This window comes from Cognatishimia sp. WU-CL00825, assembly GCF_040364665.1.
Taxonomy (GTDB): Bacteria; Pseudomonadota; Alphaproteobacteria; order Rhodobacterales; family Rhodobacteraceae; genus Cognatishimia.
On the sequence record NZ_BAABWX010000001.1, the window covers coordinates 1,689,245 to 1,712,321 of the forward strand.

Here is a 23,077-nt window from a genome sequence, read left to right on the forward strand (position 1 = left end):
GCAAAGCCCCAAAACAAAAGCCGCCCAGAGTATCTCTGCGCGGCTTTTCATTTAGATTTGATTAGGCTTATGCCGCGCGAGCGGTCAATACCTCGTCGACTTGTTTGGCAGCCAACACTTCATCGCCACCGGCAACCGCCGCCACTTCGCGTGTCAAGCGCTCCAGCGCCGCTTCATACAGCTGACGTTCCGAATAGCTTTGCTCGCGCTGATCATCAGTGCGGTGCAAGTCGCGCACCACTTCTGCTATTGCAATCAGATCCCCAGAGTTGATCTTTTGCTCATATTCCTGCGCGCGGCGCGACCACATCGCCCGTTTGACCTTGGCTTTGCCCTTCAGAGTCTTCATCGCTTGATTGATCACATCCGGAGAACTCAGCCCACGCATGCCAATCTCTGTGGCTTTGTGGGTTGGTACCCGCAAAGTCATCTTGTCTTTTTCAAAAGAAATCACAAAAAGTTCTAGCTCGATGCCGGCGATTTCTTGTTCTTCAATAGAGATGATCTGCCCCACGCCATGCGCTGGGTAGACAACAAAATCGTCCGGGCGAAACTCATTTTTCTTCGACTTGCTCATGTCGTCCTTCCTAACAGAGCGCACCCAAGTGCAAAAAACCCAGCGCGCGGAAAATCAAGTTTCCCGTGGTGGAGGTCACTTTGGCGCAAAAAACCATCCTTGGCCGGGCAAATCGCCGTAGCTCTCGGGATGGCATCAGATGTTCATATTCATTTGTAAGGCAAACATAGCATAAAAATCGCCACAATAGAAGCACCTCAGGGGAAACGCCGTGTTTCCCCCTAAAGATCAGCATTCTATGCCGCTTTTACACCGCAAAAGCCGTGCTGCACAGTCGAATCGCTGGACTTACCCGCCTTCGCCAGGCGCTTCAGAGAAATACTTCTCCATTTTACCCGCTTCACCATCGCGCTCTTCGGCCTCTGGCATTGGATCTTTTTTGGAAATGATAACCGGCCACAGATCCGCGTATTTACGGTTAAATTCCACCCATTTTTCCATATCCGGCTCGGTGTCCGGGCGGATCGCATCAGCGGGGCATTCAGGTTCACATACACCGCAATCGATGCATTCATCCGGGTGGATCACCAGCGTGTTTTCGCCTTCGTAAAAACAATCCACCGGGCAGACTTCAACGCAGTCAGTGTATTTGCAAGCAATGCAGTTGTCGGTAACAACATAGGTCATGGGGCGTCTCAATATACAGAATTCTTAAAGCCTAGCTAATTCAAGGCGGACTAATCTTCAAGCTGCCTGTTTTTCATAAGAGTGAGATTGCGACGATCCCGCTTGCTGGGGCGCCCTTTTCCTTCAAATCGCGGCGCAGCTGGAACTTTTTCTTTTGGTTCGCTCATATCAAAGTACAAAAGCTGTGCTTCTGGGGCCGGACCACGTCGGGTTCCCAGCGCCTTAACCCGCACGACTCGGATCTCTTTGGCCTGAGAAAACGTCAGCACGTCACCTGGACTTATCGAAAAGCTGGATTTGGCTATCTTTTGGGCGTTCACCCGCACGTTTCCCGCCGTGACCACTTTGGCAGCCAGGCTGCGTGTCTTAAAGAATCGGGCCTGCCACAGCCATTTGTCGATCCGCAGTTTTTCTGCTGCCTCACTCACGCGTGGGTGTCCCCTTACCCAGAATAGAAAAAGGGCGTGTATCCTCTGATACACGCCCAATTTTGATCACTTGGTCTTCAAACCCATCAAAGCCGCAGCAAACGGATTGTCCGGGTCGATTGGCTTTTCTTTTTTCGGTGGACGTGCCGTAAATTGCTTGGCACCCTCATTGCGAGGCTTGCCCTTGCCACGGGGTTTACCGCGTGGTTTTCCCTGAGCTTGGCCACCTTCACGACGCCCACCCTGCTGACCGCGATTGCGGTTGTTTTGGCGGTTGTTGTTGGCGCGACCACCCCAGGTAAAGGTGTAAAAGACTTCGGCTTCGGGCTCTGCGGACTCTACAGATGCATCTGTTGTATCCGCTGTGGCCTCTTCGGCCAGAGCGTCTGTCGCAACCGTTTCGACCGCAACTTCTTCAGCTGCAACCACATCGGCAACGGCCACTGGCGCGTCTTCGCCTGCGGGTTCATCAGCTGCCTCTGCTTCTGCCTCTACAGCGGCTTCTGCAACAGGTGTTGGCTCCACAACCGGTTTCACTTTGGCACGTTCGCCTTTCTCGGCCTTATAGCCAAGTCCGCCCATCAGGGCCGCGAATTGCTCTAGCGTCATGCCGGTGATCGACAACATGTCCGGATTGGCCTCAAAGCCGCCTCGGCTGTCCTCTGACCGCAGCATATCTGCCAGACGTTCCAGCATATCAATGCGAATAGCGCGTTCGCCCGCCGCACGATATCCCGCCATCGCGTGATAGCCTGCTGGGGTTTGCTCGCCTGCGGGCACGGTCACCAAACCTGGGGGAGGAGATTCTGGGAAGATGTCCAGATTCTTGTGCAAAGACCACAGCACCAAGCGCAAACGCGTTGGTGCCGGCTTTAGCAGCAAAGGCATAAAGATGGTGAACTGACCAAAACGAATGCCATGTTTGCGCAGTGCACCACGGGCATCCTGATCCAGCTCTTTGACTTCGACCGCCACGTCACCGCGTGGGATCACACCCAACGCCTCGACCATGCGGAATGCAAAGCCACGGGCCAGTCCCGACAATTCTTCGTCACGCGACAGGTTCAAAAGCGGCTCAAACAACGCCGCTATTTTGCGGTCGATGAAATGCTGCAAACGACGTTCTACTTTCTGTGCAACGTCAGGCCCAGCTTCATCATCAACAAAAACTTGCACAGATGGTTTCAACGGGTCCGCGCCGGCCACTAATTTGCCAACCGCATGTTCGCCCCACATCAGGCCACCTTGTTCGGTATAATCAATTTCGGTGTCGGGTGCGTTGTAAAAGCGATCCGCCCGCAAATGAAACTGCGGTGCCAAAGCCGCTAGGCTTGCTTGGCGTAACGTTTTAGCTTCGGTGCCTTCAGCGCTTTTGTCAGCCTGAAACCGGAACCCATCCAAGCGACCCACGAATTCACCTTCGACGGTCACTTCACCTTTATCATTCACATCGGCCAAAAGGGCCTCCTTCTGTTTGAGCCGCCGGAGCAATACAGAGGTTCGGCGGTCCACAAATTTTTCCGTCAGCTTCGCGTGTAAAGCGTCTGACAGGCGATCTTCTACAGCGCGCGTCTCGCCGCGCCAATGGTTTTCGTCATCGACCCAACCATTTCGCTGCGCCACATAGGTCCAAGTTCGGATAAATGCCAATCTTTTGGACAAGGCATCTATGTTTCCGTCAACCCGATCGATTCGCTTAACTTGGCGCGCAAACCAATCAAATGGCACAGTTCCTCGTTGATGTAGGTATCCAAACAGGCTCTGCAAGAGGCTGGCGTGTTCATTATGGCTGATCCCACGAAAATCCGGGACACGACAGACATCCCATAGCAATCGCACGGATTTGGACTCATGGGTGCGGGCCCGAATTTCAGCGTCACGCGCCAATGTATTAAGCACCATCAGGTCGTCAGCTTCGCGTGACTTCATCAGCATGATGTCTTGCGGAGCCACTTGTAAGGAATGGATCAACCCATCAACGGATGCAAATTTCAACGCGGCATTTCGCCAATTCAACTTGTTCAGCGGTGTAAAGCGATGGTCCATGATCGCCTGCGCCACCTCGTCCTCCAACGGGCGCGCTTCACCGGTGACCCCAAAGGTTCCGTGGCTCATGCCGCGCCCAGCGCGGCCTGCAATCTGGGCCAATTCGTTCGGCATTATTTCGCGCATGCGACGGCCGTCAAATTTCCGGGTGCTGGAAAACGCCACGTGATCGATATCCAGATTAAGGCCCATGCCGATGGCATCCGTGGCCACCAAATAGTCAACATCACCGTTTTGATACAGTTCGACCTGCTTATTGCGCGTGCGCGGACTAAGCGCCCCCATCACCACAGCCGCACCGCCCTTTTGGCGTTTCAGCAATTCGGCGATGGCATAGACGTTGTCCACTGAAAACCCAACAATCGCCGAACGCGGCTGCATACGGCTGATCTTGCGGCTGCCGGAATAGCTGAGGGTCGACATGCGCTCGCGCCGATCAAATTGCACGCCCGGCACCAGCGCAGCGATCGCGCCGCGCATCGTATCAGACCCCATAAACATGGTTTCATGCTGCCCCCGCGCCCGCAACAGCCTGTCGGTAAAGACATGCCCGCGTTCCGGATCAGCGCACAATTGGATTTCGTCAACCGCCAGAAAATCACAGCCCATGCCCTCTGGCATCGACTCCACAGTACAAACCCAATATTGCGCGCGCGGCGGAACAATACGTTCTTCGCCTGTCATCAGCGCCACAACGTTAGGCCCCCGCGCCGCAACAATCTTGTCATAGACTTCGCGCGCCAACAGCCGCAGCGGCAGGCCAATAACCCCCGTGCGATGCCCCAGCATACGTTCAATCGCCAGATGGGTTTTACCTGTATTGGTCGGCCCCAAAACCGCTGTGATCCGCCCGTTCAGGGACATGTTCATGCGCCTTTTAATTTCTCAGAGTTTTTGGCCTTTGGCCCTGATCTCTAGACGTTGCAGAGCCTCTGTTACGACCGGATGGGTCGGATGTATAGCCATCACCAACAGATAGGCCTCATAGGCCTCTACGGGACGATCAATCATCTCAAGGATCACGCCCAAACCATTGATCGCTTCAAAATGCTGCGGGTTTAGCTCCAGCGCCTGCTCCAAATCCGCAACCGCGGGCCCAAACAGGCCAACCTCGACATAGGCTCTTGCCCGCGCGACGCGACCTTCTGCAAAGTCAGGCGCATGATCCACCAAAGCCGTAAAATGCTCTATGGCGTCCTCAAAATCGCCGGTTTCTGCGGCATCCCGCCCACGTTTCAGCAACAGATCCGCCGCAGCAGAGCCCGATTTTTCCCACTCCAGCCGGATTTCTTTGGCAATGGCAACTGCTGCGCTGGGTTCCGCCGTCTGCAGCTCTGTCAAAAGATCCGCCAAACGATCACTTGCAATCGCGCTGCCTGCCCCGCACATAAATGTGACGACGGCTGCCGCAACGATAGGTTTGAGATTAATCGATAACATGCCCATAACACTCTTGAATGTAACCTGCACGTCAGGATTTACTAGTCTGGTGCCGGGTAAATGAACGGCAAATCAAAGGAAGTTTATAAATGAGCGATATTGTAGCAGCAGCGGTAGAAGCATTGGGCGCGAAACTCGGGGACGCCGGAATTGATGGCTCTGCGAAATTCGTGATCGAAGGCGAAGGCGCGTTGATCATCGACAGCGATGGCGTGCGCGCCAGCGACGATGATGCAGATGTCACCCTGACAGCGGACGCCGACGTGTTTCAATCGATCCTCGAGGGCGATATCAACCCTACTTCGGCCTTCATGAGCGGCAAGCTGAGCGTTGATGGTGATATGGGCATGGCGATGAAACTTGCCTCGGCCCTCGCCTGATGACCCTAGAGCGCGCACCGTTTTACCCGATCATTCCTGATGAACCCGAGGCCCAAGCCTATTGGGTTCTAACCACAGATGGGGTGCGGCTGCGCGTTGCAGCCTGGGACCACGCAAGTGCCAAAGGCACTGTGTTGCTGTTTCCCGGGCGCACGGAATACATCGAAAAATACGCGGAAACCGCGGGCCGTCTGGCAGAGCAAGGCTTTGCGACCATTTCGATTGACTGGCGCGGCCAAGGGCTGGCGGATCGCTTGACTGAAAACGTTCAGTCAGGCCACGTCATTCACTTTCAAGATTATCAATTGGATGTGGCCGCCATGCTACGCAGCGCTAAGGCCCTGAACATACCAGAGCCGTATTTTTTGCTGGGCCACTCCATGGGCGGTTGCATCGGGCTGCGGGCGCTGCATGACGGGCTGCCAGTGCGGGCTGCTGCCTTTACCGGCCCGATGTGGGACATCGGCCTCAATCCGATTTTGCGCCCCATCGCCGTGCTGCTCAGCGGTATTGCCAGCCTCATCGGCATCGGGCACTGGCTTACCCCCGGCACCAAACATGAAACCTATGTTCTGGACACAGCCTTTGAAGACAACCAGTTGACCAAAGATCGGGACATGTATGCGCGCCTGCAAAGCCAAGCCCGCGCAAAGCCCGAACTGATGATCGGCGGTCCAACCCTGCGCTGGCTGTCCGAAGCGCTCAAAGAATGCCGCAAATTGCGCCGTCTGCCTGCCCCAGATCTGCCCGGCTTGACGTTTTTGGGCACTGACGAAAAAATCGTATCCACCGCGGCCATAAAAACTTGCATGGCTGGCTGGAACAACGGCACGCTCGATATGGTCGCGGCTGGCGAACACGAAGTGCTGATGGACAATCCAAAGATACGCGGTGATGTGGTTGAAAAGACCGCACAGCTTTTTAACGCACAAACGCTGTCCACTGACTAATTCAAACCAACCCCCCTTGCACCACCCCCCTTGCTCTGCCTATCTGGCATGCAACAGAATTCATTGATAACGAGGCCCCCATGCTCAACCTGCCCTTCCCCGTCCGCGACGCCAATGCCACTGCCGGAGGCGAAGGATTGGGAGGCCTGCCAGAATGGGATCTCAGCGATCTATACACCTCCCCCGAAGCCCCAGAACTGGACAAAGACCTTGAGTGGCTCGAGGCGGAATGCGCGTCATTTGCCGCAGATTACGAAGGCAAACTGGCAGATCTGGATGCCCCGGCCCTGCTGACTTGCGTGCAGCGCAACGAAAAGATCAGCCAGATCTCTGGCCGCATCATGTCATATGCAGGCCTGCGTTATTATCAGGTGACGGTGGATGCAGAGCGCGCGCAATTCATGTCAAACATGCAAGAAGCGCTGACCGATTTCTCAACCCCGCTGGTGTTTTTTACCCTGGAACTGAACCGCATCGAGGATGACAAATTGGACGCGATGTTTGCGCAAAACGCAGACCTGGCGCGCTACAAGCCAGTCTTTGATCGCATTCGCGCCATGAAACCACATCAATTGTCAGACGAGCTGGAAAAGTTCCTGCATGATCTTGGCGTTGTGGGTGACGCCTGGGAGCGTCTGTTTGACGAAACCATCGCTGGGCTGGAATTTGAGATGGAAGGCGAAAAGCTGAACATCGAGGCAACGCTGAACTTTCTCACCGAACAAGACCGCAGCAAGCGCGAAGCCGCCTCGCGTGAAATCGCCCGCGTTTTAGGTGCCAACATCAAAACCTTTGCCCGCGTGCACAACACCCAGGCCAAAGAAAAAGAAGTACTGGACCGCTGGCGCAAGATGCCGTCGCCTCAGGCGGGTCGTCATTTGTCAAATGACGTTGAACCAGAGGTGGTCGAGGCACTGCGCAACGCCGTAGTCGCAGCCTACCCCAAGCTCAGCCACCGCTATTACGAACTGAAACGCAAATGGCTGGGTCTGGACGTGATGCAGGTCTGGGACCGCAACGCGCCGCTTCCCATGGAAGACACGCGCACCGTGCCTTGGGATGAGGCGCAGAAAACCGTAATGGAAGCTTACGCCGCCTTTGATCCGCGCATGGCCGACATCGCTGAACCGTTTTTCACCAAAGGTTGGATTGATGCCGAGGTCAAACCCGGCAAAGCCCCCGGTGCCTTTGCACACCCAACCGTGACCAACGTACACCCCTATGTGATGCTGAACTATCTGGGCAAACCACGTGACGTCATGACCCTTGCGCATGAACTTGGCCATGGCGTGCATCAGGTTCTCGCCGCAGAACAGGGCGAAATGCTGTCCTCCACACCGCTGACCTTGGCTGAAACCGCTTCGGTCTTTGGTGAAATGCTGACCTTCCGCAAAATGCTCGACAAGGCTGAAACGCAGGAACAACGCAAAGTGCTGCTGGCGGGCAAGGTCGAAGACATGATCAACACGGTTGTGCGGCAGATCGCGTTTTATGACTTTGAATGCAAATTGCACGACGCCCGTGCTGATGGCGAATTGACCCCCGAAGGCATCAACGCGCTCTGGATGTCGGTGCAGGCCGAAAGCCTTGGGCCGGCGTTTGAATTCATGGATGGCTATGACACCTTCTGGGCCTATATTCCGCATTTCGTGCATTCGCCGTTTTACGTCTATGCCTATGCCTTTGGCGACGGCCTGGTGAACGCGCTTTATGCAGTTTATGCCGAGGGCGGCGAAAACTTCGAAGAGAAATACTTTGATATGCTCAAGGCTGGCGGCTCCAAACACCACAAAGAACTGCTGGCCCCCTTTGGGCTGGACGCCAGTGACCCCAAGTTCTGGGACAAGGGCCTCAGCATGATTTCAAGCATGATCGACGAGTTGGAAGCCATGGAGGACTAGGGGCCTTAGCCCCAAGCCTTGCAGATTGTGCTTGATCCAAATACCCAAATCGAACCTGCCAAAGCCAAACAGCGTTTCGGCTTTGGCAGAATTCTGGCCTTTATAAATCCACAGCACTCTCAAAAACCCGGTCCATCATCGCCTGGGTGCCGCGCGAAAACTCCAGAGGACAGGGATAGGCAACGCGCTCTCTGACGGATCGGCCAAAGGCTTCGACCTGCAACTTATATTGGTTCACCCCTGTAAAGCGCCGCAGCACGTCATCTTGTCCGTCCCGCAACAACGCCACCTGCCCTTCGGCAAATACCCCGGGATTGAACGGGGCGCTGAGCCGGATCAACCCGGTGCTGCCGTGAAACACCATCTCCTGATGCAGCTTCATCCGTGTGCTGACATAGGCCGCATAGGTAAAACCCGCAAACTGCGCCTGCACGTCAGAAAACACATCAACGCCATTTTCCCAGCGCACCCTTGCGGCCACATCCAATGGCTCTTGCCCTGTCGCCAGCCGCACCGAGCCCAGCGTGTAAACCCCAATATCGCGCAATGCACCGCCCCCCGTGGCGCTTTGGTTACGAATATTTTCCGGCTTGTCGCGATTGTTATACGAAAACGCCCCGGTCACATGACGCAGGTCGCCGATGGCCTGATCGGCCAACAATTGCTGCACATACTGCCACTGTGGATGATGCGCGATCATATAGGCTTCGGCCGCCAAAAGCCCCGAAGCCTCACGCGCGGCGATCAATTTATCAAATTCATCCGCGCGCAGGGCCATCGGTTTTTCACACAGCACATGTTTGCCCGCTGCCATCGCTTTTAGGGCAAACTCCACATGCAAGTGATTTGGCAACGGAATGTAAACCGCGTCAATCTGCGGGTCCGCCAACAAAGCGTCATAGCTGTCAAACACCGCCAGCCCCGGACACATCGCCTGAAACGGCGACGCTTTTTCAGCCGAGGACGTGGCCAGCCCAGCAAGCTGAGCACCCGAGGCCGCGTGAATGGCTGGCCCCATATGTTCGCGGGCAAATTTTGACGCCCCTAGAATTCCCCATTTTACCGGCTGCATAGCGCGCTCCCCATCCTGAATTGTTTGCGCTAACGTATCAGAGCACCAAAACGGAACAACCCAAAAGAAAAGCCCCAACCAAAAGGTCAGGGCCGTTCTCGGAGGTAACTTGGGGCCGTGTTAGGCGCGTGACAGCATGCCTTTGTCGCTTGCTAGGGCGCGCATACGCACCTGCAGTTTTTCAAACGCCCGCACTTCGATCTGGCGGATACGTTCACGGCTGACGTCATATTGACCGCTCAACTCTTCCAGCGTCACAACTTTGTCTTGCAAACGGCGTTGCACCAGAATGTCTTTTTCACGGTCGTTCAACACATCCATCGCTTCTGCCAACAGCTCGCGCCGCGCTTCCAGCTCGTTCTTGGCTTCATAATCGCCCGCCTGATCAGCATCTTCATCTTCCAGCCAATCCTGCCATTGCATCGTGCCTTCGCCTTCGGACCCAACGGTCGCGTTCAGCGACGCATCCCCGCCAGAAAGCCGGCGGTTCATGCTGATGACCTCTGTTTCGGTCACCCCTAGATCATGTGCGATACGCGCCACGTTTTCTGGCCGCAGATCGCCCTCTTCCAGGGCACCGATTCGGGCTTTGGCTTTGCGTAGGTTAAAGAACAGCTTTTTCTGGGCTGACGTTGTGCCAAGTTTGACCATCGACCAGCTGCGCAGGACATATTCCTGAATGCTGGCGCGGATCCACCACATGGCATAGGTCGCCAGACGAAAGCCCTTTTCAGGGTCAAAGCGTTTCACCGCCTGCATCAGGCCAACGTTGGCTTCGGAAATCACTTCGGCTTGTGGCAAACCATAGCCACGATAGCCCATGGCGATTTTGGCCGCCAAACGCAGGTGAGATGTCACCATCTTATGCGCCGCATCCGTGTCTTCTTTTTCAGCCCAGGCTTTGCCCAGCATGTATTCTTCTTCGGGTTCCAACAAAGGAAACTTGCGAATTTCTTGCATATAGCGGTTCAAGCCGCCTTCCGGTGTTGGAGCCGGTAGATTTTTATAGTTACTCATAACGTGTCCCCTTAATGTTTAAAGGCTTAACATCCAGATAGGTTGGCGCTAACGGGCTTTCAAGCGGGCTAGCAAGATTTTCTTAATTTATTGTGAACGCGGGGCTGGCTATTGGCCAGTCACAGGGCTGTGCGCTCACGTCGCTGTGCAGTTTGTGACATTTTTAAACATCGTGCGAAAGTGCAGAGTCTATGCGTAAACGCATATTGCTTACGCATTTTTCAACACTTAGGGGATTGGGCTGCTTAAAACTTCAGGCCCGCCATTTCGGCTTTGAGATCAAAAAACTGTAACAAATCAGACAATTTGACCGAAAACTCCCCAGCTCGGCGGGATACTCACCGCAGACTGTAACATATGCGGGGCATTTTGTCAGGCTGGTTTGCGCAGGGCCTCGATCAACTTGGTCATGTCTTCAGGCAGCGGCGCTTCAAATCGCAGATCTTCTTTGCTGACCGGATGAACAAAGCCCAAAATCGCCGCATGCAGGGCTTGACGCGGAAAATTCCGCGCCGCCTGCACACCCTGCGTGTTCAGCGCTTTTTCAGATAATTTCCGTCGACCGCCATAGGTTGGATCGCCAATCAGACTGTGGCCCGCATGGGTCATATGCACCCGAATTTGATGCGTGCGCCCAGTTTCCAGCCAGCATTCAATCAAGCTCGCAACTTCGGGCGTGCCAAATGGCTCGACGATGCGAGACCTGGTAACCGCATGGCGCCCCCCCTCAAACAACACCGCCTGACGCTGCCTGTCGGTTTTGTGGCGCGCCAAATGGGTGGTGATTTTCATGATATTGCTGGTCTCGAAATTCACGCCCCGTACCCCGCGCAGTCGCGGATCATGCGCATCCGGCACCCCATAAACCACCGCGTTATAATAGCGTTCCACCGTGTGCTTCTCAAATTGCGCCGCCAATCCGTGGTGCGCAAGATCAGTTTTTGCCACCACCAAAAGCCCAGAGGTTTCTTTGTCGATCCGGTGCACAATACCCGGACGTTTTGAGCCCCCAACCCCAGACAGCGTGTCGCCGCAGTGATGCAGCAACGCATTGACCAACGTCCCGTTCGGCGTGCCGGGGGCCGGATGCACCACCATGCCAGCGGGCTTATTGATCACAATCAGATCGTCGTCCTCAAAGATCACTTCCAAGGGAATGTCCTCTGGCCCGATATGGCTTTCATCGGCAACCGGCACCACAATCACAACTTCTGCGCCCGCTACTGTCTTTGCTTTGGGGTCCGTCGCTGTGACGCCGTTCACGGTCACATGACCCTCGGCCATCAAACGCCCCAATCTTGTGCGGGACAAGGCGGCTTCTGCTGGCACATCGCGCGCCAAAGCTTTATCAAGGCGCGCAGGCGGGTTATCCGCAATTTGAAACGTAACGCGAGCGGTGCTCATGGATGACACTCCTGAACCGGTAGAACCGGCTAATCTGCGGTTTTTACGCCAGTTGATCACAGTGCTGACGGTGGTGATGATTGGCGGGCTTGTAGTGGTGGTTGGCCTGCTTGTCACCCGTTTCTATGGCGCAGGCCCAGAAATGCCCACAGCCATCGATTTGCCAGACGGCTCCAAAGCCACAGCCTTTACGCGGGGCGATGATTGGTATGCTGTGGTGACCGAAGACAATCAAATCCTGATATTTGACGCGCTGACCGGCAGCCTCAAGCAAACCATCACGATAAACTAATCTTCAGCAGAGGAATTCAGGGGCTTTGCCCCGGCTGAAACCCAGTTTCAGCCTCCCCAGGGTATTTGTTTCAAGAACAAATAGCGGTGTGTCTTCAATGGATTATGCTGGGAGAAAAAGTGGTACCACCACCCCGGCTCGAACGGGGGACCTCCTGATCCACAATCAGGCGCTCTAACCTACTGAGCTATGGCGGCACGCTGGGGCGATGTACATTTCCCCTGTGGCAAATGCAAGCATGAAAATCGCAAAAAATCGGGATTTGCTTTGCAAATGTCGTTCAGGCCTGCACCTTGCAAAAGCCAGCATATACCGCTAGGCCCAAATCAGGCAAGGAGAGATGAAATGGGCATTAATACCGAACGCGACGTCGAAGCAAATCTGCAGATTGGGCCAACCGACCAAGGATTTGTGCGTATTTTCATCGAAGCGGGCACGCTCGAAATCCCGATGGACTTTTCGCCAGAAGAAGCCGAGGAAATCGCCGAAGAAATTCGCGCTGCGGCTCAGACTGCGGCTCAGATGGGTAAATAATCAGCTTTCGTCCGGCAAAGGCAGCAATTTGGGATCGCGAAACCGCTGCAATCTCCGGGCGGCATCCATGGCAAACTTTTGAATGACCTTTTTACGCCGGGCGGCGGCTAACTTGGCCTCCGGCCCCATGCGAATAAGCTCTGCATCATAAGAATCGGCAATGATCAGCCCTGTGCCATCCGGCAATATCTCTGTCGGAAACGCAGTATCAACCGCCCAAAAATAACGATCACACCACTCCAGATAACCCTGCCATTTGTGGTCTGATTGAAAATCCGCCAGGCTGGATTTGCATTCGATCACCCATAATTCGCCTTTCGGCCCCAGCGCCATTACATCGACGCGCTTGCCACGTTCTGGCACGAATTCTTCTATGGAAACAAAACCATGGCTGCGCAAATGGCGGCTGACACCACGGGCCAACAGCTGACCTGCCTGTAGCGGATTGGATGTGTTCTCTATCATGGACAGCAACGTGAACAATTCATGAACAAATATCAACCCCCCAGCGCTGCGAGACGCATTAACTTGACATGATACCAAATGGTGACATTAAATACACCACCAATTGGTATCACTTCAGGAGCCCCCCAATGCAGATGCAGCCCATATTTCGCGCCCTGGCCGACCCGACCCGGCGGGACATACTGCTGATGTTGTCCAAAGACAGCCTGACCATCGCGCAGATATCAGACCAGTTTGAAATGACCCGAGGGGCCGTCAAAAAGCACCTGACCGTATTGGAACAGGGCAACTTGATCCAGGTTCAAACCCGCGGGCGCGAAAAACTGAACCGGTTGAACCCAAAGGCCCTACAGCCGGCATTTGACTGGCTAGGCTACTTTGAGAGCTTCTGGGATGAAAAGCTCTCAAATTTGAAGACCCTTATTGAGATCGACACAACCGAAAGACCCCGCCATGACTGATGTACACATCAAAAAACACCTCTTTCTGGCCGCACCACGCGCAAAAGTATGGGATTATTTGACCAAAGCAGACCTCGTGGCACAATGGTTTAACCTGCCCAACGCGGATTTTGTCCTGCATCAGGAATTTGAACTCACAGAACGCGACACCGGCGAGATCCTGTGCTGGGGCAGCGTGTGCGCAATGCGCCCGTTGGAATATATGGCGTGGGATTTCACGGTTGGCCCGGCAAATGGCCATATGTCTCGGGTGGAATGGCATTTGTCTGACCATCAATCCGGCACGAAACTCACGTTGATCCACAGTGGGCTGCCCGAGACCCCGGCGGGCTTTGATCTGCTCTTAGCACTCGACAAAGGTTGGCATGGATTCCTTGACACTCTTTATGTGGCAAGCGCCCCAAGCGATTATCACGCCAGTATTTCCGTGCCGGCAGATGCACAGGCCGCACGCGCGGCTCTCTTTGACCAAATGCCGCTCTGGTGGAGCGACCGCGTGGAGCCAGCAGGCAATGGCTTTACCATCCGCTTTAACAACAGCCATGTGACATTTGCATTTGATGCAAAGGACCCTCTGGTCTGGCATTGCACCCAGGCCCATATGATCATCGAGGACGTTGCAGATGCGGGCGAATGGCAAAACACCCGGCTTATCTGGCAGATCCAAGAAACCCCCAAAGGCTGCGACATCACCCTGATCCACAAAGGGCTAAATGAAACCCTGGCCTGTCTGGATGTCTGCACCCGCGGCTGGCAACATTTCTTTGAAACCAGCCTCAAAGCCCATCTTTCTGGCCAGGAACCCGCGCCCCAAACCCATGAAACCCCTTAACCCCCTTGTCGTCTGCCCATCAGAGGCCTAAGTAAGTGAGTGGCGGGTTCTGCCCTTCTCGTGATCCGGTAGCAATCCAGTGGCCTTAAGCAATTCCAAGGGAGCTGGCTCTGTTTGGATCCTGGTCCATTTACCTGGCGCCCACCTGTACATACAGGTCCCCGGGATTGAGATTACCCCACGGCTGCGTTTGCGGGCCCGCCACAATTACCTTGCAAAGACGCGCTTATGACCGACAAATGGGCAAAACCTGTTTGAAAGCACGCCCCGATGACCAAAGCCCTTTGCGCCCTCTTCTTTTTAACAATTCTGACCGCATGCGGCGTGCCGTTTATTCCGATCATTTAGGGTTGTTCTTGATCCAAATACCCTCGCCGAAGGCCATGGCCCGCCAAATCGTTCGGTCCTTTGGCCAAGCGCGACCAAGCCGCCACGCGCGCAACGAAGCCAACAAAGCCTGCGCCAGAGGCGCAGACCGCATAACAACACCTTTCCCTTAGGCGCGCCATTCGCTAAACCTCGCTGCAACTTGATATGACCGCACGCAGGAAACACGCACATGGCGATGGAAAAGACCTTTAATGCTGCCGAAGCCGAAACCCGGCTATTTGACGCTTGGGAAAAGGCGGGCTGTTTTACCGCTGGGGCCAATGCAAAACCCGGCGCAAGCACCTATAGCATTATGATCCCCCCCCCCAATGTCACCGGCGTTCTGCATGTGGGGCATGCGTTTAACAACACGCTGCAAGACATGCTGATCCGCTGGAAACGCATGCAAGGCTTTGACACGCTTTGGCAAGCAGGCACCGACCATGCGGGCATCGCAACCCAGATGGTGGTGGAACGCGAGCTCGCCAAAACCCAACAGCCAAGCCGCGCCGAACTTGGCCGCGAGGAATTCCTGAAAAAGGTCTGGGAATGGAAGGGCAAATCCGGCGGCACCATCATCAATCAGCTCAAGCGTCTTGGGGCCTCCTGTGATTTTGACCGCACGGCGTTCACCATGTCGGGCGCGCCCGGTGCCCCTGCGGACGAAGCGGACGGCAATTTTCATGACGCGGTCATCAAAGTCTTTGTGGAAATGTACAACAAAGGCCTGATTTATCGCGGCAAGCGTCTGGTCAACTGGGACCCGCATTTTGAAACAGCCATTTCGGACCTTGAAGTCGAGAATGTGGAAACTCCCGGTCACATGTGGCACTTTAAGTACCCCTTGGCTGGCGGCGCGACATATGAGTATTTAGAGAAAGATGAAGACGGTAATGTCACTCTGCGGGAGGTCCGCGATTACATTTCCATCGCCACAACGCGGCCCGAAACCATGCTCGGTGATGGCGCGGTGGCGGTACATCCGTCTGATGAGCGTTATGCGCCGATTGTGGGCAAAATGGTTGAAATTCCGGTCGGTCCAAAGGAACATCGCCGGTTGATCCCGATCATCACTGACGAATACCCCGACAAAGACTTTGGCTCTGGTGCGGTGAAAATCACCGGTGCGCATGACTTCAACGACTATCAGGTGGCCAAACGCGGTGGCATCCCGATGTATCGCCTGATGGACACCAAAGGCGCGATGCGCGCCGATGGCGAAGCTTATGCGGATGAGGCCGCCAAAGCCCAAGCGCACGCCAATGGCGCAGCGTTTACCGAAAACGAAGTCGACGCCATCAACCTGATCCCAGATGATCTGCGTGGTTTGGACCGCTTTGAGGCGCGCAAACGGGTGGTGCAGCAAATCACCGACGAAGGCCTCGCGGTGATGGTAACGGACATCAGCAAAGTCACCGATGAGGACGGCAATGAGACCGAGGTTTCGGTGCGTGTGCCTTATGTTGAAAACAAACCCATCATGCAGCCGTTTGGCGACCGTTCTAAGGTTGTGATCGAGCCGATGCTGACCGACCAATGGTTTGTGGAAACCGACAAGATCGTCGGCCCAGCGCTGGAGGCTGTACGCAATGGCGATGTGAAAATCCTGCCTGAATCGGGTGAGAAAACCTATTACCACTGGCTAGAGAACATCGAGCCGTGGTGTATCTCGCGTCAGCTTTGGTGGGGGCACCAGATCCCGGTTTGGTATGGTTTTGATCTCAGCAGCCAAGGCACCTATGACGATGAAAACGACGGCGCGCTTGATCTGGTTGAAATGAACCGCTTTCTAGCGGATCAATCCTTCCCACTTGGTGGTGAACGTCACTATTGTGCTGACAGTTTCAGCGCTGTCACCTCACTGGTGAAAGACGCAGAGGCCTCTTTGCCAACGCCCATCAACCACGCGACTGTGGTCGAAGTGGCAGATCGCGCCGAAGCCATTCGCGTGTTTGCGGCGGGGCTCGCTGCTTACGAAGCATCGCAGGATCTTACCAAATTGGTCTATCCTGTCTGGCGTGACCCAGACGTTCTGGACACATGGTTCTCTTCCGGCCTTTGGCCCATCGGCACTTTGGGCTGGCCAAATGACACGCCAGAAATGCAAAAGTACTTCCCAACCTCGACCCTGGTCACGGGCCAAGATATCCTGTTCTTCTGGGTGGCCCGCATGATGATGATGCAGCTTGCAGTGGTTGACGACATCCCGTTTGACACCGTCTATCTGCATGGCCTTGTGCGTGATGCCAAGGGCAAGAAGATGAGCAAATCCACCGGCAACGTGATTGATCCGCTGGATATCATCGACGAATACGGCGCGGATGCGATGCGCTTTACCAATGCGGCCATGGCCAGCCTTGGGGGCGTGCTGAAACTGGATATGAAACGCATCGAAGGGTACCGGAACTTTGTCACCAAAATCTGGCAAGCCTCGTCTTATGGCGACAGTCAAATCGATGCCTTTAGCGCGAAACGTGGCGCAATGCCGCCCAAGGCCACCCTGCCCCTGAACCGTTGGATCATTGGCGAGGTTGCCAAGTTGCGCGAGGACGTCGATGCGGGCTTTGACAGCTTCCGCTTCAACGAGTCTGCCAATGCGATCTACAGCTTCTTCTGGAACACATTCTGTGCGCGTTTCCTGGAATTCACCAAGCCGATCTTTCATGGCGACGACCAAGCCGCCAAAGACGAAACCCAGGCAACCTATGCCTGGGCGCTGGATCAAAGTTTGATCATGATGCACCCCATCATGCCCTTTGTGACCGAAGAAATTTGGGACGTCACCCAGGGGCGCGGTGTGTCCACGGGCGAGGCCTCTAAGATGTTGGCCCATGCGCCTTGGCCAACCTATACGGCCGCTGATCTGGTGGATGCCGAGGCCGAGGCTGAAATCTCGTGGGTCATCGCGGTCATCGACAACGTGCGCTCTGCCCGTGCGCAGGTAAATGTGCCAGCAGGTGCCAAAGTGCCGATGCTGGTCACAGACATCGATGCGGCCGGTCAGTCCTATTGGGATCGCAACGAGGCACTGATCAAACGCTTTGCGCGCATCGACAGCCTGACAACAGCTGATAGCCAACCAAAAGGCTGTGTCTCGGTCCCTGCCCCCGGCGCCTCCTTTGCCATTCCGCTAGAAGGCATCATTGACGTGGCCGCTGAAAAGGCCCGCCTTGAAAAGAACCTGGGCAAATTGGCCAAGGAACTGGGCGGTCTGCGTGGCCGATTGAACAACCCGAAATTTGTGGCCTCTGCACCAGATGCGGTTGTGGTCGAAGCCAAGGCCAATCTGGCCGCGCGCGAAGAGGAAGAAGCCAAGTTGAAAGGCGCGCTCGCGCGTATTGCAGAAATCGGCTAGTTCTTTCAAAAGACAACAAAAACGCCCGCTCAAATTGAGCGGGCGTTTTTGTTTTAACGTCGCTCCAAATCAGGACCCATGCACAACCGGACACAGCGCAGCCTCGGCGATTTCAGTGATAACGCAAGCCCCGGGCCACTGGCTGGCATCAGGTCCCGCCGCCACCAAAATAAGATCCTCTGCCGCCGGAAAGGCATTTTGCAGACGCAAAGCCACCGCCTCGGTGCTCGCGTCGACAAAAAGCGCATCCAAGCTTAACGCACCAGCCGGATCGCGCCCATCCAGCATATGTTCGGTCATGGCCCGGGCTGCGATGTCAAAATACGCAATATTTTTGCCGACATCCTCGCCAAATTTCACTTGAAAGGCTTCAAACCCAGTAAAGTCTGGCTGCGCGCGAAACTGCGCATAGGTCTGCGCGGCCAAATCAAAAGCTTGCCCCAGTTTTTCCGCACCAACTTCGCTATAGATGTAAAACACCCGCGTCGCCCGGTCATAGTTGACCAATCCAGATTGCGCGACATAGCTTGCACGCAACTCGTCGCGCATCGCCTTGGTCAAAACCCCATCTTGCCGCCCAAAGAAATGCAGCGCCAGCAGGTCCTTTTCCTCGCCTGGCTGCGTGGTATCAGGCATGCGTCCCAACAGACCCATGGTGGTTTTGGCCGCCTCCGGCAGATGCAAAAAGATCCGGCGCGGCGCGAAATTCACCTTGGCTGTGGCCATTTCACCAGCAACCGCAGATCCATTTGGCCTGCCCTCGGGCAATCCTGCCAACAGTTGATCAACCGCCGCTCCGGCCTCTGCCTCTGAAAGGCCACCAACCACCGACACAACCGCTTGTGCCTTGGTGAACACGCCGCGATGCCACTCCAACGCCTCTTGCCGCGTGACCTGGTTAGGTGCGGCCTCTACCCGCAATGACAAATACCGATCCAGAGGGTCCTCAGCCAAAATCGCCTTGCGCGCGGCGGTCCACATCTGGGAATTTGTCTCGGTGTTCTGGTTGGCCACCTGATCTAAAACGCCTTGTTGCGCCCGCTCCAGCCAAATCGGATCATAGGTAGGATCTGCCAAAGCGGCGCTGGCCACATCCAACACAAATGCCATATGTTCCTTGGGAAAATTCAGTTCCCCGCGCGCATGATCCGGGGTCACATAAACCAAACCACGGGCGTTCTTCTCGTCAAAGCCGTTCATGATCTCGCTGGCTGAATACTGCTTTGTGCCGCCGTTCAACAAGGCCTCACTGGCCACCAAAGGCACCATCGGGTTCAACGCAGCATTGCGCGCCCAATCTGTAGGCCAAGCCACATTGATCGCAACATCTGTTTTCCCCTCCTCGTCAACCTGCACAAATGCAAATTGGTGCCCATCCGGGCTCTCTGCCATAACAACTGCCCGTTTGGCCTCGTCCTGACAGGCAGCAAGCCCCAAAACGCACATCAAAAGTACTACAAATTTCATCAATTTAATCTCTCATTCAACGGATTTATCTTTAAAACAACAACACGCCCCGGCACGGACATATCCTGAGCAATCGCCTTTAATGGCCCAGCCCTCACCAGCTCTAATGCCGCCCCATAGTCTGTGCGCCCAATTGGGGTCAGCCCACGCGCATATCGATCCACAGCCCATCCGGCCTCATAGGCGGCAATGTTATCCACGTATTTTACATCGGACATGGCATCGCGGCGGGCGTTCAAATACCTGTCGGAGCTTCCTGCCAAGGCCAAAGCACCCTCTAGCGATGTTTCAAAGGTGCTCAACAGTTTTTCCAGCGACACGCCCCTGTCTGGGCGGGCCTCAAACCAGATCTCTGCAACCTGTGGGCCCATCATCGTAACATCCACAGCAAATTCGCGCGCCACAAAGGCGTCATAGCGCAAAGGACCCGCAAGCCCCCCCTTTTGGGCAGAATCCAGCAACCTGCGCAAAACATCCACTGCCGCGCCACAAACATGTTGATCCGCACAAGAGGGTAGCCGAACCAATTTACCATAAAGCAGCACCGGCCCCGGCACTTCATCCGCGTGGACTGTTGTCTCAAAGCGTCCCTCTGTGAATTCAGTCACCAAAGGTGCAACGGGGCGCGCCACATTCACAGGGACCCCATCACTATCTACCCGCCCCAGCAGCGCCGCTACCGCTTTTGGCGAAATATCACCATGCACAACCAAACTCGCCTCTGACAAATGATGGCTTTCTGCATGCAAGGCCTGGGCCGCTACAAGCGTATAGGTCGCAATGTCAGCAGGCGTGCCGCCAACGCGCTGGCTAATCGGCCCGTTTTCATAAAGGTCTGAAAGCAGGCGATATTTTTGGTCTTCCAGCGCCTTATCTGCAAAGCGATACTCGTATTCTCGCAACACAATATCGCGCTCACCAACGGCAAAATCCTCGGTCACATCCAGCGGTTTGGCGGTGTCCACCAAAGCTTGCAGAGCCTCCTCCAGGCCGGTTTTCTTTGTGTTCAGCCAATAGCCCGTCGACGTGCTGTTGGTCCAAGCGTTTGCGTGCTGCGCCTCTTGCCGAGAAACCCTAACAACCTTCTCTGCGGCCAAATGCTCCACATAATGCGCCAGGCCCTCTTGCCACCTGTTCTGCCCTTCTCCGCGCGGATAAATCAAATATGCTGTGATGTCGGGCTTTTGGTCATCTGGAAAAACCAGCACCTGTGCCAACCGCTCCGAGGGCAGCTGGAAAACACCCTCGATATCCGTGTCAAACCGGGTTTGGTGCCACCCAAAAATCGACAGACCTATCACGCCTACCACGGCAAATACTGAATAACGGAATAGCACAATCAGGCTCCAATGCGTCATTGAATACCGACTGCATACGCAAAATTGAGCACCTTGAAAACGAGATTCTCACAACCCTAAGGCGAAAACACAAACGCCCACCAAATGGCGGGCGCTTGCAGACTCTGAACTTGGACGATGGTCGTCTCGATTATTTGGCGCGGCGCGGCGTGGCGTTGCCACCTTCTGCGCGCCGTGCACGGTTCTTTTTGCTATTGGCTTTGCCTGCCGGAGGCTTTGGCCCTTTGTTTGGCTTACCACCCTCTGCTGATTTGCCCAGCGCTTTCACCGGATGATCTTTACGAGGGGCGCGCTCAGGACGTTCAAACCGCTCCTTGCGATCGCCACGAGGCTTGTCGCCCCATGATTTTTCGCGACGGGGGCGATCACCACCTTCAGAGTCGTCTCCGCGTGGGGATTTGCCCTTATAGCCACCGCCCGGCTTGCCACCAAACTTGCCACCAGGTTTGCCGCCAAATTTACCACCTGGCTTGCCACCAAACGACTGACGCGGCGCGCTGGCAATCGCCGGAGGCGTATCCAGCTGCGTCAGCACAGTGCCGTCGTCCAGCTGCATCGACGCGCCCAGTTTCGCCAAGAACCCGTCCACACTGTCAACGCGAACCTCAGCAAAGCTCTCGCCCTGTTGAATGCGGATCGCACCAATGTCATCGCGGCTGATGTCGCCCGCACGGCACAGCATCGGCAGCAAGCGGCGCGGATCTGCGCCATCATCGCGACCACAATCCAGCGAGAACCAGACACTTGGTCCAAACGGTGCGCGCTCTTTTGGCTTGGCATCGACCACGCTCAATTCTTCTGGCGCGGACCGGTTGCCTTTATAGCTGCGCAAAAAGGCCACAGCCAATTGTTCAGCGCCGAACTTCTCCAGCAGATCCGCCACAGCAGCCTGCTCTTTAGGGCCTACTTCGTTCAGCAAAACTGAATCCGACAACATACGCTCTGTGTCGCGACCGCGCACTTCATCCGCAGAAGGCGCACCGCGCCAGTTGGCTTCCAGTTTGGCCATCTTCAGCAAACGCTGTGCCTTGTTGCGCGACTTTGGAGGAATGATCAAAGCGCTGTCGCCTTTGCGGCCCGCGCGCCCAGTCCGACCGGAACGGTGCAACAATGTCTCGTGGCTGTTTGGCAAATCCGCATGGATCACCAAATCAAGGTTCGGCAAATCAATGCCGCGCGCCGCCACATCGGTGGCCACACAAACCCGCGCACGCCCATCGCGCATCGCTTGCAAAGCATGCGAACGCTCGTTTTGGGAAAGCTCGCCTGACAAAGCCACAACCGAAAATCCCCGGTTGGACAAACGCGTCACAATGCGGCCAACCATGGCGCGGGTGTTACAAAACACAATCGCATTTGGCGCTTCATAAAACCGCAACACGTTGACAATTGCATTGTCGACATCGCGCGGTGCCACGGCCATTGCATGATATTCGATATCGGCGTGCTGCGATTTCTCAGCCACCGTGGAAATGCGCTGCGCATCTGTTTGATAGCGTTTGGCCAACTCGCCAATGGAACGCGGCACAGTGGCCGAGAACATCAAAGTGCGGCGATCGTCCGGCGCTTCATCCAGAATGAATTCCAGATCTTCGCGGAACCCAAGGTCCAGCATCTCGTCAGCTTCATCCAGCACCACGGCCCGCAGGTCGCTCAGATCAATTGATCCGCGTGTGATATGGTCGCGCAAACGACCCGGCGTGGCCACAACGATATGCGCGCCACGGTCCAGGCTGCGACGTTCGTCGCGCATATCCATGCCACCCACACAAGAGGCCACGACCGCCCCCGCTTCACCATACAGCCAAGCCAATTCGCGTTTGACCTGCAAAGCCAATTCACGGGTTGGGGCAATCACCAAAGCCAGAGGCTGCGCCGCTGATTTGAACTTCGCATCCTCTCCCAGCAGTGTTGGGGCAATGGCCAGGCCAAATCCAACGGTTTTCCCAGAGCCCGTCTGGGCAGATACCAAAAGGTCGGCGTCATTGAGGGCTTCGTCTGAGCACGCGATCTGAACCGGTGTTAAAGACGTATATCCACGGCGCTCCAGCGCCTTTGCGAGTGAGTTATGCAAGTAATTTCTGCTTTTTTCTGAGGCGCGC

Annotated in this window: 20 protein-coding genes and 1 tRNA gene; 8 read left to right on the forward strand and 13 right to left on the reverse strand. The window is 55.5% G+C overall.

Annotation, left to right across the window (positions count from 1 at the left end):
* Nucleotides 1-67: 67 nt before the first annotated feature.
* The 5 genes from ABXG94_RS08455 to ABXG94_RS08475 form a co-directional block, all read right to left on the reverse strand.
* Nucleotides 68-577 carry a CarD family transcriptional regulator gene (locus tag ABXG94_RS08455; RefSeq protein ID WP_353533509.1) on the reverse strand — a complete coding sequence of 170 codons (510 nt, stop codon included), beginning with the start codon at nt 575-577 and terminating at the stop codon, nt 68-70.
* Between the two features lie 288 nt (nt 578-865).
* Nucleotides 866-1,204, reverse strand: a complete 339-nt coding sequence (gene fdxA, locus ABXG94_RS08460; RefSeq protein WP_353533510.1) for a ferredoxin FdxA — start codon at nt 1,202-1,204, stop codon at nt 866-868.
* A gap of 50 nt (nt 1,205-1,254) precedes the next feature.
* Nucleotides 1,255-1,632, reverse strand: coding sequence for an RNA-binding S4 domain-containing protein (locus ABXG94_RS08465; RefSeq protein WP_353533511.1), 378 nt, complete (start codon nt 1,630-1,632; stop codon nt 1,255-1,257).
* 66 nt (nt 1,633-1,698) lie between these two features.
* The gene (locus ABXG94_RS08470) at nt 1,699-4,542 is read right to left on the reverse strand and encodes a helicase-related protein (protein ID WP_353533512.1); all 2,844 of its coding nucleotides are present in this window, start codon (nt 4,540-4,542) and stop codon (nt 1,699-1,701) included.
* Between the two features lie 21 nt (nt 4,543-4,563).
* The gene (locus ABXG94_RS08475) at nt 4,564-5,118 is read right to left on the reverse strand and encodes a tetratricopeptide repeat protein (protein ID WP_353533513.1); all 555 of its coding nucleotides are present in this window, start codon (nt 5,116-5,118) and stop codon (nt 4,564-4,566) included.
* An 89-nt stretch (nt 5,119-5,207) separates the two neighbouring features.
* Here ABXG94_RS08475 and ABXG94_RS08480 point away from each other — a divergent pair, with 89 nt between their 5' ends.
* The 3 genes from ABXG94_RS08480 to ABXG94_RS08490 all read left to right on the forward strand — a co-directional run bounded on the left by ABXG94_RS08480 (nt 5,208) and on the right by ABXG94_RS08490 (nt 8,349).
* Nucleotides 5,208-5,498, forward strand: a complete 291-nt coding sequence (locus ABXG94_RS08480) for an SCP2 sterol-binding domain-containing protein (protein WP_353533514.1) — start codon at nt 5,208-5,210, stop codon at nt 5,496-5,498.
* A complete protein-coding gene (locus tag ABXG94_RS08485) occupies nt 5,498-6,448 on the forward strand; it encodes an alpha/beta fold hydrolase (protein ID WP_353533515.1) in 951 nt (316 codons plus the stop codon). Before ABXG94_RS08480 ends, ABXG94_RS08485 begins: the two co-directional genes overlap by 1 nt.
* Nucleotides 6,449-6,528: 80 nt before the next feature.
* A complete protein-coding gene (locus ABXG94_RS08490; protein ID WP_353533516.1) occupies nt 6,529-8,349 on the forward strand; it encodes a M3 family oligoendopeptidase in 1,821 nt (606 codons plus the stop codon).
* 100 nt (nt 8,350-8,449) lie between these two features.
* On the opposite strand, the gene ABXG94_RS08495 is transcribed toward ABXG94_RS08490, so the two are convergent.
* From ABXG94_RS08495 to ABXG94_RS08505, 3 genes are all read right to left on the reverse strand, one after another.
* On the reverse strand, nt 8,450-9,421 hold the full coding sequence (locus ABXG94_RS08495; protein WP_353533517.1) for a Gfo/Idh/MocA family protein: 972 nt from the start codon (nt 9,419-9,421) through the stop codon (nt 8,450-8,452).
* Between the two features lie 120 nt (nt 9,422-9,541).
* Nucleotides 9,542-10,438 carry an RNA polymerase sigma factor RpoH gene (gene rpoH / locus ABXG94_RS08500; RefSeq protein ID WP_353533518.1) on the reverse strand — a complete coding sequence of 299 codons (897 nt, stop codon included), beginning with the start codon at nt 10,436-10,438 and terminating at the stop codon, nt 9,542-9,544.
* Between the two features lie 372 nt (nt 10,439-10,810).
* Complete coding sequence (locus tag ABXG94_RS08505; protein ID WP_353533520.1) at nt 10,811-11,842, reverse strand: RluA family pseudouridine synthase; 1,032 nt, start codon at nt 11,840-11,842, stop codon at nt 10,811-10,813.
* Here ABXG94_RS08505 and ABXG94_RS08510 point away from each other — a divergent pair.
* A complete protein-coding gene (locus tag ABXG94_RS08510; protein WP_353533521.1) occupies nt 11,841-12,134 on the forward strand; it encodes a DUF6476 family protein in 294 nt (97 codons plus the stop codon). The two genes, ABXG94_RS08505 and ABXG94_RS08510, sit on opposite strands and share 2 nt — an antisense overlap.
* Nucleotides 12,135-12,254: 120 nt before the next feature.
* Here ABXG94_RS08510 and ABXG94_RS08515 read toward each other — a convergent pair.
* Nucleotides 12,255-12,331, reverse strand: a tRNA-His gene (locus ABXG94_RS08515).
* A gap of 148 nt (nt 12,332-12,479) precedes the next feature.
* On the opposite strand from ABXG94_RS08515, the gene ABXG94_RS08520 reads away from it, so the two are divergent.
* Entirely contained in the window at nt 12,480-12,668 is a 189-nt protein-coding gene (locus tag ABXG94_RS08520) for a DUF6324 family protein (RefSeq protein ID WP_353533522.1), read from the forward strand.
* Here ABXG94_RS08520 and ABXG94_RS08525 read toward each other — a convergent pair whose 3' ends face one another.
* A complete protein-coding gene (locus ABXG94_RS08525; RefSeq protein WP_353533524.1) occupies nt 12,669-13,133 on the reverse strand; it encodes an MmcB family DNA repair protein in 465 nt (154 codons plus the stop codon).
* 128 nt (nt 13,134-13,261) lie between these two features.
* On the opposite strand from ABXG94_RS08525, the gene ABXG94_RS08530 reads away from it, so the two are divergent.
* The 3 genes from ABXG94_RS08530 (at nt 13,262) to ABXG94_RS08540 (ending at nt 18,150) form a co-directional block, all read left to right on the forward strand.
* Entirely contained in the window at nt 13,262-13,594 is a 333-nt protein-coding gene (locus ABXG94_RS08530) for an ArsR/SmtB family transcription factor (protein WP_353533525.1), read from the forward strand.
* On the forward strand, nt 13,587-14,426 hold the full coding sequence (locus ABXG94_RS08535) for an SRPBCC family protein (RefSeq protein ID WP_353533526.1): 840 nt from the start codon (nt 13,587-13,589) through the stop codon (nt 14,424-14,426). Before ABXG94_RS08530 ends, ABXG94_RS08535 begins: the two co-directional genes overlap by 8 nt.
* Before the next feature lie 559 nt (nt 14,427-14,985).
* Nucleotides 14,986-18,150, forward strand: coding sequence for a valine--tRNA ligase (locus ABXG94_RS08540; protein ID WP_353533527.1), 3,165 nt, complete (start codon nt 14,986-14,988; stop codon nt 18,148-18,150).
* A 69-nt stretch (nt 18,151-18,219) separates the two neighbouring features.
* Here ABXG94_RS08540 and ABXG94_RS08545 read toward each other — a convergent pair whose 3' ends face one another.
* The 3 genes from ABXG94_RS08545 to ABXG94_RS08555 form a co-directional block, all read right to left on the reverse strand.
* Nucleotides 18,220-19,617 (reverse strand): M16 family metallopeptidase, encoded by a 1,398-nt coding sequence (locus ABXG94_RS08545; RefSeq protein ID WP_353533528.1) that lies wholly within the window; start codon nt 19,615-19,617, stop codon nt 18,220-18,222.
* A complete protein-coding gene (locus tag ABXG94_RS08550; RefSeq protein ID WP_353533529.1) occupies nt 19,617-20,975 on the reverse strand; it encodes a M16 family metallopeptidase in 1,359 nt (452 codons plus the stop codon). Before ABXG94_RS08550 ends, ABXG94_RS08545 begins: the two co-directional genes overlap by 1 nt.
* Nucleotides 20,976-21,105: 130 nt before the next feature.
* Entirely contained in the window at nt 21,106-23,049 is a 1,944-nt protein-coding gene (locus tag ABXG94_RS08555; protein WP_353533531.1) for a DEAD/DEAH box helicase, read from the reverse strand.
* Nucleotides 23,050-23,077: the final 28 nt, after the last annotated feature.

Excerpts from the sequence above, each read along its gene's own strand:
- ABXG94_RS08455 (WP_353533509.1), bottom strand. The coding sequence starts at position 577 with ATGAGCAAGTCGAAGAAAAATGAGTTTCGCCCGGACGATTTTGTTGTC.
- fdxA (WP_353533510.1), bottom strand. The coding sequence starts at position 1,204 with ATGACCTATGTTGTTACCGACAACTGCATTGCTTGCAAATACACTGAC.
- ABXG94_RS08470 (WP_353533512.1), bottom strand. The coding sequence starts at position 4,542 with ATGTCCCTGAACGGGCGGATCACAGCGGTTTTGGGGCCGACCAATACA.
- ABXG94_RS08475 (WP_353533513.1), bottom strand. The coding sequence starts at position 5,118 with ATGTTATCGATTAATCTCAAACCTATCGTTGCGGCAGCCGTCGTCACA.
- ABXG94_RS08480 (WP_353533514.1), top strand. The coding sequence starts at position 5,208 with ATGAGCGATATTGTAGCAGCAGCGGTAGAAGCATTGGGCGCGAAACTC.
- ABXG94_RS08485 (WP_353533515.1), top strand. The coding sequence starts at position 5,498 with ATGACCCTAGAGCGCGCACCGTTTTACCCGATCATTCCTGATGAACCC.
- ABXG94_RS08490 (WP_353533516.1), top strand. The coding sequence starts at position 6,529 with ATGCTCAACCTGCCCTTCCCCGTCCGCGACGCCAATGCCACTGCCGGA.
- ABXG94_RS08495 (WP_353533517.1), bottom strand. The coding sequence starts at position 9,421 with ATGCAGCCGGTAAAATGGGGAATTCTAGGGGCGTCAAAATTTGCCCGC.
- rpoH (WP_353533518.1), bottom strand. The coding sequence starts at position 10,438 with ATGAGTAACTATAAAAATCTACCGGCTCCAACACCGGAAGGCGGCTTG.
- ABXG94_RS08510 (WP_353533521.1), top strand. The coding sequence starts at position 11,841 with ATGGATGACACTCCTGAACCGGTAGAACCGGCTAATCTGCGGTTTTTA.
- ABXG94_RS08505 (WP_353533520.1), bottom strand. The coding sequence starts at position 11,842 with ATGAGCACCGCTCGCGTTACGTTTCAAATTGCGGATAACCCGCCTGCG.
- ABXG94_RS08520 (WP_353533522.1), top strand. The coding sequence starts at position 12,480 with ATGGGCATTAATACCGAACGCGACGTCGAAGCAAATCTGCAGATTGGG.
- ABXG94_RS08525 (WP_353533524.1), bottom strand. The coding sequence starts at position 13,133 with ATGATAGAGAACACATCCAATCCGCTACAGGCAGGTCAGCTGTTGGCC.
- ABXG94_RS08530 (WP_353533525.1), top strand. The coding sequence starts at position 13,262 with ATGCAGATGCAGCCCATATTTCGCGCCCTGGCCGACCCGACCCGGCGG.
- ABXG94_RS08535 (WP_353533526.1), top strand. The coding sequence starts at position 13,587 with ATGACTGATGTACACATCAAAAAACACCTCTTTCTGGCCGCACCACGC.
- ABXG94_RS08540 (WP_353533527.1), top strand. The coding sequence starts at position 14,986 with ATGGCGATGGAAAAGACCTTTAATGCTGCCGAAGCCGAAACCCGGCTA.
- ABXG94_RS08545 (WP_353533528.1), bottom strand. The coding sequence starts at position 19,617 with ATGAAATTTGTAGTACTTTTGATGTGCGTTTTGGGGCTTGCTGCCTGT.
- ABXG94_RS08550 (WP_353533529.1), bottom strand. The coding sequence starts at position 20,975 with ATGACGCATTGGAGCCTGATTGTGCTATTCCGTTATTCAGTATTTGCC.